General features: G+C 67.0%; 11 protein-coding genes. 2 read left to right on the top strand and 9 right to left on the bottom strand.

Annotated features, from left to right (window positions below; genetic code table 11):
- Positions 1-100 precede the first annotated feature (100 nt).
- The 6 genes from HV766_RS03940 to HV766_RS03915 all read right to left on the bottom strand — a co-directional run bounded on the left by HV766_RS03940 (position 101) and on the right by HV766_RS03915 (position 6,056).
- Positions 101-829: a FadR/GntR family transcriptional regulator gene (locus HV766_RS03940; RefSeq protein ID WP_054451961.1), complete on the bottom strand. Its 729-nt coding sequence runs from the start codon at positions 827-829 to the stop codon at positions 101-103.
- Between the two features lie 155 nt (positions 830-984).
- The gene (locus HV766_RS03935) at positions 985-1,719 is read right to left on the bottom strand and encodes a phosphatase PAP2 family protein (protein WP_175180604.1); all 735 of its coding nucleotides are present in this window, start codon (positions 1,717-1,719) and stop codon (positions 985-987) included.
- A 62-nt stretch (positions 1,720-1,781) separates the two neighbouring features.
- Entirely contained in the window at positions 1,782-3,152 is a 1,371-nt protein-coding gene (locus HV766_RS03930; RefSeq protein ID WP_175180603.1) for a sensor histidine kinase, read from the bottom strand.
- Positions 3,149-3,865: a response regulator transcription factor gene (locus HV766_RS03925; RefSeq protein WP_119450305.1), complete on the bottom strand. Its 717-nt coding sequence runs from the start codon at positions 3,863-3,865 to the stop codon at positions 3,149-3,151. Before HV766_RS03925 ends, HV766_RS03930 begins: the two co-directional genes overlap by 4 nt.
- 29 nt (positions 3,866-3,894) lie before the next feature.
- Positions 3,895-5,310 (bottom strand): FAD-binding oxidoreductase, encoded by a 1,416-nt coding sequence (locus tag HV766_RS03920; protein WP_125470097.1) that lies wholly within the window; start codon positions 5,308-5,310, stop codon positions 3,895-3,897.
- Positions 5,311-5,426: 116 nt separating this feature from the next.
- On the bottom strand, positions 5,427-6,056 hold the full coding sequence (locus tag HV766_RS03915) for a BPTD_3102 family carboxylase-like protein (RefSeq protein ID WP_119450307.1): 630 nt from the start codon (positions 6,054-6,056) through the stop codon (positions 5,427-5,429).
- A 332-nt stretch (positions 6,057-6,388) separates the two neighbouring features.
- Between HV766_RS03915 and HV766_RS03910 the strand changes: the two genes are divergently transcribed.
- Positions 6,389-7,780: a phosphomannomutase/phosphoglucomutase gene (locus HV766_RS03910; RefSeq protein WP_175180602.1), complete on the top strand. Its 1,392-nt coding sequence runs from the start codon at positions 6,389-6,391 to the stop codon at positions 7,778-7,780.
- Positions 7,781-7,788: 8 nt separating this feature from the next.
- Positions 7,789-9,342: a glucose-6-phosphate isomerase gene (pgi, locus tag HV766_RS03905; protein ID WP_175180601.1), complete on the top strand. Its 1,554-nt coding sequence runs from the start codon at positions 7,789-7,791 to the stop codon at positions 9,340-9,342.
- Positions 9,343-9,380: 38 nt separating this feature from the next.
- Here the strand turns inward: pgi and HV766_RS03900 are convergent, their stop codons facing one another.
- The 3 genes from HV766_RS03900 to HV766_RS03890 are packed head-to-tail and all read right to left on the bottom strand — an operon-like array spanning position 9,381 to position 12,780.
- Positions 9,381-10,514, bottom strand: coding sequence for a glycosyltransferase family 4 protein (locus tag HV766_RS03900; RefSeq protein ID WP_175180600.1), 1,134 nt, complete (start codon positions 10,512-10,514; stop codon positions 9,381-9,383).
- On the bottom strand, positions 10,511-11,668 hold the full coding sequence (locus HV766_RS03895; RefSeq protein WP_175180599.1) for a glycosyltransferase family 4 protein: 1,158 nt from the start codon (positions 11,666-11,668) through the stop codon (positions 10,511-10,513). The genes HV766_RS03900 and HV766_RS03895 overlap by 4 nt, the downstream gene beginning before the upstream one ends.
- Positions 11,665-12,780, bottom strand: a complete 1,116-nt coding sequence (locus tag HV766_RS03890; protein WP_175180598.1) for a glycosyltransferase family 4 protein — start codon at positions 12,778-12,780, stop codon at positions 11,665-11,667. The genes HV766_RS03895 and HV766_RS03890 overlap by 4 nt, the downstream gene beginning before the upstream one ends.

The following is a 12,780-nucleotide window of genomic DNA, read 5'->3' as shown; positions in this document are numbered from 1 at the left end:
AATGCCGCTGTATATGCCGAGCAGAGCCATGCCGCCTCGTGGTTCGAAATTGAAAAACGCGCAAAGGTTAACGCGGTTTGGGACGATCCCGCGGCCGCTCTTACTGGGCGCGCCGCAGCCGCTCGCGGCTGTTGCTCAGATGCGTGCGCATGGCTGCGCGCGCGGCCTCCGCGTCCTGGCGCTGGATCGCACTGTAGATGTCTTCGTGCTCGAGGTTCACACGCGCCAGGTAGGCGGCGCGGTCCTCGTGTGCGAACTTCGCCGAATTGATCCGCGTGCGTGGAATGATGGCCGAACCCAGATGCGACATCAGATCCGCGAAATAGCGGTTGTCCGTGGCTTGCGCGACCAGCAGATGGAACTGGAAGTCCGGCGTGACGGTGTCCCCGTCGTTTTCCAGCGCGCTCTTGAAGGCCTCCAGCGCGCGCCGCATCTCATGCAACTGCTCCGGGCTGCGCCTGGCCGCAGCCAGGCCGGCAGCCTCGCTTTCCAGGCAGATGCGCAGCTCCAACAGCACCAGCACATCGCGCACCGTGGCGATGTCGGCAGGATCCACGCGGAAATCCCCGCCGCCGCTGGGCTCCAGCGCATATGTCCCCACGCCGTGATGCGTCTCTACCAGGCCCGAAGCCTGCAGTCGCGACAGGGCTTCGCGCACCACCGTACGGCTGACGCCGAACTGGCGCATGATCTCGGATTCCGTCGGCAATTTTTCACCGGGCCGGATGTCCCCGCCACGGATGCGTTCCGTGATGCTCTCGACCAGCCCCTGAGCCAGGTTCCGGGGACGACGCCGCGGCGTGACGGGAGTATCGGCGGGAACATTCATTGGCTAGGATCCGAAAACAGTTGAGCGCGGCCGGGGACCGAGCGTCGCCGCTCATTGTACTTTGGGCTGGTATCGAGTCCGCGCTCCAGAATGGCGCCGGCGACGCGCAGCATGCCGCCGTTTCGCCCGGAGCAACCGTCCCGGGAGTCCCACGGCTAATGGTTCAAGCCCGAGACGGCCGGACGCGCAACGATGAGGGGATAGAAAAACAGGGCCGCCAGGAACCACATCAGGGTAGCGGACCAGAGCGTCTGACTGAGAAAATGGGCGCCCTGCAAGATACGCACCGTGGAAAAACCCTCTCCTCCCGCGATACCCGCTGCCAGCCCCCACCAGCGCCATGCCGGACGCCCCAGCGCCCAGCCCAGGAAATACAGGGTCAACATCGAATAGCCCGCGCCCGCATGACCACTGGGCAAAGCGCCGCCCCCTCCTGCCCGCACCCAGGTCCACCAGTAAGACGGATAAGGGGTGTAGCCGCCCAGGGAGTCCAGATCATAGGGACGGGGCAGCGTCGTGTAGTGCTTCAGCTGGTTCACCAGCACCTGCCCGGTCAGGCAAGTTGCCGCCAGCGCCAGCGCCGGCCCGCGCCACGGCCGCCAGGCCGGAATGCGATAGCTTGCCGCCGCCACGCCCACCGCGGCCAGTCCTATCCCGACAGGCAGGGCCAACACCATGCGATGCCCGATCAGATCCAGCCAACGGTTCAGACGCAGCGGAAAATCGTCCAGCGCCGGATCGAACAGCGCTCGGGCGATGCGCATATCCAATCCTGAGACATTGGCCCACCAAGCCAGGCAGGCCAGCGCAAGCGTGATCGCAAAAACATGGATCGACAGATACGATGCCGGCGTCGGCTTGCGCAACGCGGGCGGCGATAAAGGCGGCATGGTGGCGACAGAATGTCCGTCAGGCAAACGGGCAGCTTAGGCCGCCGACAGTCAAACTTTCGTCAAATTTGACCTTGCGCCCCGCCGGCCGCCGCCATCGCATGCCCCTCAGCGGCCTCAAAACGCAGCGTGAAGCAGGTGCCGCGCTGCTCGCCCTGACGCGAAGAATCGACCGTCAGCGACCAGCCCTGCATATCGCAGACGCGCTTGGCGATCGCCAGTCCCAGACCACGCGCCGTCTCATCGGGGCCACCCGCGCCCGAATCCCGCATGCGGCCGCTGTAATAGCGGCGGAACAGGAAGGGCAGATCGTCGGCGGCAATGCCTCTGCCATCGTCGCGCAGCTCCAGCGCGCCGTCGGCCGCCATGCTGGCGGTCAGCGTCGCGGGCGCGGCGTGTTCCACCGCGTTGCGGATCAGGTTGCGCAACACGGTCAACAAGGCATAGCGATCCAGCATGCGAACCTGACCGGCGGCGATCCGGTTTTCGAAACCGAGCCCGGTCAACCCCGCCTGGGTTTCGTACCCGCGCCAGGCGTTGTCCATGCATTCGCCGAGATCGACGGACTCCGCCGGGCGCAGTTCGTCCCGCGCCATGGAGCGTGCGCTCTCCAGCGACACGATCACATCGTCCACGTTATCCACCACGCGCGTCAGCCGCTGGCGTTGGTCCGGAGTCAGTACCTGGGTCAGCAGCATCAACTCGCTGTCCGAGCGGATCGCGGCCAAGGGCGTGCGCACCTCGTGGCTGAGATTGCCCGCGAATTCGCGCTCGCGCGCAATCGACCTGTCCACCTGGTTCTGCACCCGGTTGAAGGCCTCTATCAGCCGGCCCGCCTCGTCGTCGCGCGTCACTGCCATATCGGGCGACCCCGGCGCCCAGGTGGCCAGCCGGTCGGTCAGGTCCAGCAACGGACCGACCGCGATGGCCGCCACGCGCCGTGACAACGCATAGGCGCCCACCACGCAAATGGCGCCCACGCCCAGCACGATCAGGCCGAAGTCATGCACCCGCCCTTCGTTCTCGGTGGCGTCGTACAGCAGGTACACCTTGGCCCGTCCTGTTTCGGCCACCATCACGTGCCAGGTGTAGGCGCCCGGCTCCACCAGATGCAGGCCGCTATCCAGAGACTCGATTTCCGGCGGCATGTCGGCGGGCCGATTGCCGTCCAGGCTGACCCAGGCGCGCATCGAACCGCCCAGTTCGCGCACACCTTCGCGCGGCAGGAAACCGTCGCTGACCCGGGCGTGCTGCACCAGCCGGTCCATTTCGGTGTTGAGGATGTCGTTGACCAGATCGTCTTCCATCTGATCGAAGGTCAGGTAGGCCAGCAGGGCCAGCGCCGTCACGAACAACGCCACGGTTCCGGTCAACGCCCAGACCACGCGCTGGGTCAGCGTACCCCCCGCGGACGCCGACGAAATGCCGCTCATCTTGTCGCCCCGGCTTCCAGCGTCAGGCGCCAGCCGGTGCCGTGGATGGTTTCGATACCGTCGAAACCGGCATCGGCCAGCGCACGCCGCAACAAGTGCACCTGGCTGCGCAAAGCATCGGACGAAGGCGGCTCGTTGCCCCACAGCGTGGACTCCAGCTCCTCGCGCGACACCACCCTGCCGGGATCGCGCAGCAGCGCCTCGATGATGAGGCTGGCCTTGCGTGTGAGGTGCACGGGGCTGCCGTTGACCGACACCGCACGGTTGCGGGTATCGTAGGACAGGGGGCCAAAGGCCCGCACCGAGTCCACTGTCGCGCCCTTTGCGCGCTGGATAAGCGCCACCAGGCGCGCTTCCACTTCCAGCAGCGCGAAAGGCTTGGTCAGGTAGTCGTCCGCGCCATGCGAGAACCCGGCCAGCTTGTCTTCCAGGCTGTCGCGCGCCGTCAGCATCAGCACCGGAACATCCGCGCGCATGTCGTTTCGCAGCGTGTGCAGCACTGCGTTTCCGTCCATGCCCGGCAGGCCGATATCCAGGATCAGGGCGTCGAAGCGCTGCTCCTTCAGCCGCTCCAGCGCGGCCGGCCCCGAGTAGGCGGCATCGGGCAGAAAGCCGCGCGCTTCCAGGAAGGTGTACAGATTGCCCGAGATGACCGGATCATCCTCGACGATCAATACCCTGTAATTCGCGCCCGCCGCGGGACTGGTTGCCATGGTTGCGATTCCCTTTCGTGCGCGCCACCTCAGGCCCGCAGTACCTTGCCCGGATTCATCAGCCCTTGCGGGTCCAACGCTCGCTTTATTCTGCGCATCAGATCCAGTTCGATGGCGCTCTTGTAGCGCGGCAGTTCGTCGATCTTGAGCTGCCCGACGCCATGTTCCGCGCTGATCGAACCATGGTGCGCGTGCACGCTGTCGTGCACCACGCCGTAGATGTCGCCTTGCAGCGCCAGCAGCTCGGCCTCGGTCTGCCCCGGCGCATGGGCCACGTTGTAGTGCAGATTGCCGTCGCCCAGGTGCCCGAAGATCACATGGCGCACGCCAGGAAATCGCGCCTGCAGCAAGGCGTTGGTCTTGTGCACGAAGCCGGCGATGGCAGAGATCGGGATCGACACGTCATGCTTGACCGACTTGCCCAGCTCCGCTTCGGCCAGCGGAATACTTTCGCGCAAGTGCCACAGCGCCTTGCTTTGCGCCACATTCGCGGCAATGGCTGCATCGTTCACGAGCCCGCTTTCGATGGCCTCGCCTAATACGGTCTCGAAGCGTTCGCGCGCGTGCGCCTCGCTTTCGCTGTCGGACAGCTCAAGCAGGGCGAACCATGGCGATGCGGCGGAATCTCCCTCGAAGGGCAGGCGCTGCTGCGGGAATAGTCGAACGACCGACTGCAGGCAGGCACCGCTCATCAGTTCAAAGCCGGTCAGCGCCGCGCCAAAGCCCGCCCGGGCGCGCGACAGCAGCTCGACGGCCTGATCGATGCCGTCCAGGGTCAGCAATGCCGTGCATGAAGCCACGGGCCTGGGAAACAGTTTCAGCGTGGCTGCGGTGATGATACCCAGCGTGCCTTCGCTGCCGATGTACAGGTCGCGCAAATCGTAGCCGGTGTTGTCCTTGCGCAGGCCGCGCAGGCCGTGCCAGATCTCGCCTTCGGCGGTCACGACCTCCAGGCCAAGAGTCAGTTCACGCGTGTTGCCGTAGCGCAGCACCTGGGTGCCGCCGGCATTGGTCGCCAGGTTGCCGCCTATGGTGCAGCTGCCTTCGGCGGCCAGGCTCAGTGGAAACAGCCGGCCCGCCGCGGCTGCGGCCTCCTGTACGGCCTGCAGCACGCAGCCCGCTTCCACGGTGATCGTGTCGTTGTCGGTATCCAGTGCGCGCACCGCTGTCAGGCGGGTGGTGGACAGGATCACCGCGCTGCCGGACAGGTCAGGCGTGGCGCCTCCGCACAGGCCCGTGTTTCCGCCTTGCGGCACCACCGGCACCCCATGGGTAGCGCACAGTTTGACGGCCGCCGCCACTTCTCCGGTCGAGCCGGGACGGATAACCGCCAGCGCGGCGCCTCGATAACGGCGGCGCCAATCCAGCACATACGTGTCGGCGTCCGTGCCCGTCAGCACGTGGGATGCGCCCAGAAGGGACTGTAGATCGCTCAGCAAGGTCATAGCGCGGCACAAGTAGCGCCTGGGGCGAGCCCAGGCTGGGAGTGTGCGGTCTATTGTAGGGGGTGAGCGCCCGGGTGACAGCACGGCGGGCATGCCGCACCCGCCGGCAGAGCCTTTCAGCCGACGGCCTGATCCAGCCGCGTACCGGTCAGGCCCGAACAATAGGCCCGCGAGGCGATGCGGTTCATCAGGAAGGCCCGGTCCACGCCCGCGGGGCCGGGCATTTCCGACAGCGCGCGGTAGGCGCGGCGCAGGACCTCGCCCCGGGTCGCGCCGCACACCAGCAGCCGCGTGCACGGCAGGCGGCGGTCCACGCAACCATCGATGCGCAGTTCCAGCGCATGGGCGGCGACCGGTTCGCAGTCATGCACGGCCGTGCCCGCATGTGCCTGCGCCTGGGCGTCGATCACGCGGAACACGCCGCTGCGATCGTCCAGCGCGAAAGCGACAGTGCCCATGCCCTGCCAGCCGCGATCTCGCGCCACGTCGGCGGCGACGGCGCGCAACGCGCTTTCCACGGAAGCCGGCAGATGAGGCGCCGGACACTCGGCGATCAGCACGCGGGCGTCGCGCCATACGCAGCGTTCCCAGGCGCGGCCCGTGGCCAGGCCGCCCGCCTCGGAAACGAACACGTGAATGTCGAGCCGGCGCTCGCGGCCTGCGGCCGGTCCGGCGTGATCCGTGGGCGGACCCCGCCGGTTTGAGGCGCCCCTGGATGACATGACAGTAGAAACTTTGGCGCCCATGGCCCCTCCCGGTCTTTCTGCTTGCATAGCAAGCGTATCACCTTCGGAGGACCAGCAAGTTTTGTGCCATGCCCAGCCCACTGGGCAAACCCCGTAGCGCGGCCTGCCGCCGCACTGGAACTACGCGTGGGAGCCCGTGGGCGCACCAGATCAGGGCGGCCGTCCCGCCACGGTGCAAGAAGGGAAAAAGCCCTACGCCGTCTGCCGGATGAAGGGGGAGCGCCAATGGGGGATAATTCCGGTTTAATCCCTAGCCAGGCGCGTTTTGATATGCGGGTTTACCAGAATCCGCTTCAGAACCCGAGCTGGAACCCAACATCCAAGGAACCGTCGTGGGCAACAACACGCAATTTCCGGGTTCGGTCTTCAAGGCCTATGACATCCGCGGCACCGTGCCCGACCTGATCGACGCCCGCTTCGCCCGCGCCCTGGGCGTGGCGCTGGCAGCCCGCGCGCGCGAACAAGGCGTGCAGACCCTGGTCGTCGGCCGCGACGGCCGCCTGAGCAGCGAGATGCTGTCGGTGGCGCTGCAGGAAGGCATGCTGGAAGGCGGAGTGGACACGCTGGACATCGGCATGGTGCCCACGCCGCTGGTCTATTTCGCCGCCAACGTCATGCAAACGGGATCGGGCGTCGCCATCACCGGCAGCCACAACCCGCCGAAGTACAACGGCTTCAAGATGATGATGGGCGGCCGCGCGCTCTACGGCGAGGACGTTCAGGCGCTGGCTGCCAGCATGAACGGCCCTGCCAGCGCCCCGGCGGCCCGGCCGGGCGTGCGCCGCCAGCTGGACTTGGTGGCGTCCTACACCGCGCGCGTCGCGTCCGGCATCAAGCTGGCGCGGCCCATGAAAATCGCCATCGACTGCGGCAACGGCGTGGCCGGCGCGGTCGCCCCGGCGCTGTTCCGCGCCCTGGGCTGCGAGGTCACCGAGCTGTTCTGCGAAGTGGACGGCACTTTCCCCAACCACCACCCCGATCCCGCCGAACCCAAGAACCTGCAGGACCTGATCAAGTGCGTGGCCGAGACCGACTGCGAACTGGGCCTGGCTTTTGACGGCGACGGCGACCGCCTGGGCGTGGTGACGAAATCGGGCCAGATTGTCTGGCCGGACCGCCAACTGGTGCTGTTCGCCCGCGACGTGCTGGACCGCAATCCGGGCGCCACCATCATCTATGACGTGAAGTGCAGCCGCCACGTGGGCCTGTCGGTCGAAGCCGCCGGCGGCGTGCCGCTGATGTGGAAGACCGGCCATTCGCTGGTGAAGGCGAAGCTGGCCGAGACCGGCGCCCCGCTGGCCGGCGAGATGAGCGGCCACATCTTCTTCAAGGAGCGCTGGTACGGCTTCGATGACGGGCTCTATACCGGCGCTCGCCTGCTCGAGATCGTGTCGCGCGACGCCGATCCCTGCGCCGTGCTGGAAGCCCTGCCGCAAGACGTTTCCACCCCCGAACTGAAGCTGGAAATGGAGGAAGGCCAGCCCTTCACCCTGGTCCAGGCCTTGCAGGAGCAAGGGCAATTCCCCGGCGCGAATCGCGTGATCACGATTGATGGCGTGCGCGCGGAATATCCTGATGGCTTCGGCCTGGCGCGCCCCTCGAACACTACGCCGGTGGTCGTGCTGCGTTTCGAAGCGCAAACGCCCGCCGCGCTGGAACGCATACAAGCCGACTTCCGCCGCGAACTGAGCAAACTCGCGCCGCAAGCCGATCTGCCTTTCTAGTTTTGCCTATGTCCTTATCGAACAGCCCAGCCTGGCAACAGTTCCTCGCGGCCACACACGCCGCGCCGCGCAGCGGCGAACAATTGCGTGTCCTCAATGCCCCCGGCCTACGCCTGGACCTGAGCGCGCAGGCGTATTCACCGGACCTGCAAAAGGCCGAGGCAGCCCTACTTGAACAACAGGGTTTCGACGCTGCCCGGTCCTGCCTGTTCGACGGCGGCAACGCAAACTGGACCGAACAACGCGCCGCCTGGCACACCGCGCTACGCGCCCCCCAGCCGCCCGCCAGGGTGGCCAAGTCCGTCCTCGGCGAACGCGAGCGCATGCGTGAATTCGTGCGCCAGGCCGACGCGGCCGGGCGCTATGGCAGCGTGCTGCACCTGGGCATAGGCGGCAGCGACTGGGGGCCCCGGCTGGTCACGCGCGCCCTGCGCCACGGCGGCGCGCGGCGCGAAGTGCGTTTCGCCTCCAACGTGGATTCGCATTCGGTCGCGGACGCGATGAGCCGCCTGGATCCGCACGACACCTTGGTCATTGTCGCCTCCAAGTCGTTCACCACCACTGAGCCGCTGGCCAATGCCGAGGTCGCCATGAACTGGCTGCGCGATGCCGGCGTGGCGGATCCGATCAGACAGGTCGTGGCGGTCACCGCCAACGTCGAGGCGGCCTTGAACCTGGGCATCCTGCCCGATCACATTTTCCAGATCTGGGATTGGGTGGGCGGACGCTATTCGCTATGGTCGGCGATCAGCCTGCCGGTCGCACTGGCGCTGGGCACAGACTCCTTTGACCAACTACTGGCGGGCGCCGCCGCCATGGACGAGCATTTCCGCACCGCGCCCATCGAGGAAAATGCGCCCGTCCAGCTGGCGCTGGCCGGCGTCGTAAACCGCAGCGTGCTGGGCTACGATTCACTGGTGATTGCACCCTACGATTCGCGGCTCTATCACATCGTACCCTGGGCCCAGCAGTTGGAAATGGAATCGCTGGGCAAGGTCGCCACCGCCGACGGCAGCCCGGCCGGCGTGCCCACCGGCCCGGCCGTCTGGGGCATGTCGGGCACCGATTGCCAGCACACCTTCTTCCAGTGGCTGCACCAGGACACCCGGGGCGCTCCCGTCGACTTCATCCTGTGCGAAAAACCCGACCACGCCTACGCGCGCCACCACGAGCTGCTGATCGCCAACTGCCTGGCACAGCGTTCCGCGCTGCTACGCGGCAAGTCCTTCGAGGAAGCGCTGGCCGAAACCTCGGCGATTGAAAGCGATCCCGACCGCGCGCGGCTGCTGGCGCAGCACCGCGTCCATCCGGGCGGACGGCCCTCCTCGCTCATCGTGCTGCCCCACCTGGAGGCCTATACCCTGGGCGCGCTGCTGGCGCTGTACGAACACAAGGTGTTCACCCAGGGCGTGGTATGGGGCATCAATCCCTTCGACCAATGGGGCGTTGAATTCGGCAAGGCCTTGGCCAAGGGCATCATGCACGAGTTGAATTCGCAGCAAGCCAGCCAGCAGGATCCCTCCACCCGCTACTGGATCGACGCGATCACGCGCCGTCCTTAAGCGCGAACCGGCGCCTTGCCGGCGCCGGCGCTTCCATTTCAGGCGCTGAGCGCGTCGTAGATTTCCACGTGGATGCGCGCCACGCGATCGATGTTGAACTCGCGCTCGGCCAGCGCCCTGCCGGCGGCGCCCATGGACTGCCGCAAGGCCGGATCCTCGGCCAGACGGGCAATGGCGTCCGCCAGCGCCTGCGCATCGCGCACCGGCACCAGCAGTCCCGTTTCGCCCGGCTCGATTGCGTCGCGGCACCCCGGCACATCGGTGGTCACGACCGCGCGCGCGCAGGCTGCGGCCTCGATCAGCGACTTGGGCAGGCCTTCGCGATAGGAAGGCAGCACGGCGATGTGCGAGCCGGCGTACAACGCAGCCACGTCGGAACGTTCGCCCAGCGCGCGCACGCAGCCTTCCTGCTGCCAGGCGTCCACGTCGTTCTGCGTCGCCGAGGCCGGATTGCCAGCGTCCACGCCGCCGACCAACTGCATCGTGACAGGCAAGCCGCGCTCGCGCAGCAGCCTGGCCGCCTGCACGAATTCCTGCACGCCCTTGTCGCGCAGCAATCGAGCCACCATGGTGACCACGACCGGCGGCGCCGGCGGTTCCGGCTGGGCCCGATACGCATTCAAGTCCACGCCGGCGCCCCGGATCATGACGACCTGGGCATCGCGCACCGCACCCAACGACTTGAGCAAATCGCGGTCGCTGGCGTTCTGGAAGATCACGCGGCTGTTGGGATGGCCCAGCGCCAGCCGGTACAGGCGCGCCACCACGGCGCGCACCAGCCTCATCTTCAACGAATTGGACAGGAACACGAAGCCCAGTCCGGAAATCGCCGCGACCATGCCCGGCACGCGTGTCAGGCGGGCAGCGATGCCGCCGTAGAGCACGGGCTTGATCGTGACCAGATGCACGACCTGCGGCCGCAGACGGCGGAACAGCCGTATCAGGGCCAGCAGCGTGCCCAACTCCTGCAAGGGATGCTTGCCGCTGCGCGTCATCGGTATGGCGTGATGCGTCATGCCCAACGCCTGGATGTCGGCCACGGCCGGACCGTCCATGGTGGCGACATGCACCTCGTAGCCCGCCTGTTGCGCGGCCAGCGCCACGGGCACGCGGTGCGACATGAAGAAGGCCGGATTGTTGACGACAAACAGCAGGCGGCGCCCTGCGCTCATGCTTTGACTCCCGAGATGCGGCGCCACACCGCGATATAGCTTTGCACCATGCGAGCCAGGTCGAAATTTTCCAGCACGCGGGCGCGGCCCGCTTCGCCCGCGCGCATGCGGCCGCGCGAGGCCACTTCGCACAGGGCCGTCTCAATGCCGCGGGCCAGCGCCTCGGGCTGCTCCGGCGGCACAACCACGCCGGCGTCGCCCACGATAAAGGCCGCGTCGCCCACGTCCGTCACGACGCAGTAGACGCCGCAGGCCATGGCTTCGGCCACCACGTTGGGAAAGCCTTCCGCGCAGCTGGACAGGACATGCAGGTCCAGCCCGTTCATTGCGGCGGGCACATCATCGCTGGGTCCCGCCAGCACCAGCCGGTCCCGCAGGCCCAACCTGTCGATCAAGGACGCCAGCTCGGTGTTTGCGGGATCCATGCCGCGGCCGATCAGCACGCAGCGCAGTCCCGCATCGCGTCCGTCGCGCACCAGCGCGGCGACGGCGCGCAGCAGGTTGGCGTGGTCCTTGAGCGGATCCCAGCGGGCCACGCAACCGATGGCCGGCACGTCCTGAGGCAAACCCCAGTGCGCGCGCACCTGCTGCCGGGCTTCATCATTCGGCGCATAGCGCGATAAGTCATAGCCATTGGCGATGACCACCATGCGTTCGCGGTCATAGCCTTTGTCGGCATGACGCTGCGCCGACTTCTGGGCGGCGCACACGATGGCCTTCGGTATGCGGCCCGACAGCAGCGCGCAGGCCCGCAGCACCAGGCGAGCCGAGCGGCTGCTGCGCTCCAGGTGTTCGCCCGAATTGCGGATGCCCCAGGCGATGGCGCGCACGCCCGCCAGGCGCGCCGCCAGGCCGCCGATCAAATCGGCGTGGTACATCCAGGTCTGCACCGCATCGGGACGCGTCGTCGCGATCAGCGAGCGCAGCGCCAGGAAGCCGCCCAGGCTGACTCGTCCGCGCTTCATGGCCAGCGTATGCACGGCGACGCCTGCCGCGCGCAGACGCTCGCCATAGATGCCTTCGTCCGTCAGCGACACGACGACATGCTCCACGTCAGCCCCGGGATAGGTCGCCAGGCGGAACAGCACGGATTCGGCCCCGCCCTGCCCCAGGCCGGTGATGATGTGCAGGACACGCAGCCGCCGGGCGCTCATCGTCCCTCCCGCACGGCATCGAATAATTCATCCCATTCCGCCAGGACGCTGGCCAGCGCATAACGCTGGCGCACCGCGGCAGCGCCGCGCATGCCCAGTTGCTGACGCAGGGAGGCATCGCCCAACAAGCGGCGCAAGGCCTCGCGCAGGGCATCGCGATTGCCGGCGGGCACCAACAGGGCATCCTCGCCGTTGCGCGTCATCTCGCGCGGTCCGCTGGGACAATCGAACGCCACGCAGGGCAGGCCCAACGACATGGCTTCCAGCAGCACATTGGGGAAGCCTTCCACCCGCGAGCTCAGCACGAATGCCTGACCGCGCGCAAGTTCCTCCCAAGGCGCCTCGGTGCGGCCGGGCAGGCTGATGCGCGACTGCAGGCCCAGGCGTGCGACCTGCTCTTCCAGCGCGCCGCGTTCAGGGCCTTCGCCCCAGATGCGCAGATTCCAATCCGGAAAGTCCGGCGCCAATTGTGCGAACACCTCGATCAACAGGTCGAATTGCTTATCAGTGACCAGGCGTCCCATTGCCAACAGTTCGCGTGGACCACCGTCTTCTCGTTGCGGCACCAGCGGCGCATCCAGCAAGGGCGCGGGCAAAGGATTGGGAATCACGGCCAGACGCTTGATGCCCGGCACCTGCCGCGCGAACGGGCCGGCGGTATCCTCCGCCTGCACCGTCACCATGTCGGCGCGGGGATACAGGATGCGGCGCAGCTTGCGCCACACCGTTCCCGTCGTGGTTTCGGCCACCGGATTGGTGCGCTCGCAAACGATGAGCGGCGCCTTCAATCCCAGGGAAGCCAGTATGGCGGCCACATTGACGTTGGTCAGGAAGGACACCACCACGTCCGGTTTTGAATCGCGGATGTGTTTGCGCAGCGCGAGCAGACGCTTGAATGCGGCCATGGCTCCCGACGCACGCGTGCCTGCCAGATCCGCAAGCCAGGCCAGTTCGACCTTGTCCGACAGCGGATAGAAGCAGCTGCCCTTGGACGAGTAGGTGGGTGTCAGAATGACGGAATCCCCGCGTTCGGCCCATGCGTTGACCAGCGTGGCGGCGACCCGTTCGGCGCCGCCCGCGTGCATGGAACTGACCAGCATCAAGATTTTCAT

This window comes from Achromobacter aegrifaciens (assembly GCF_902859735.1).
GTDB classification, from domain to species: Bacteria; Pseudomonadota; Gammaproteobacteria; order Burkholderiales; family Burkholderiaceae_B; genus Achromobacter; species Achromobacter aegrifaciens.
This window is presented reverse-complemented; position numbering and strand designations above follow the sequence as displayed.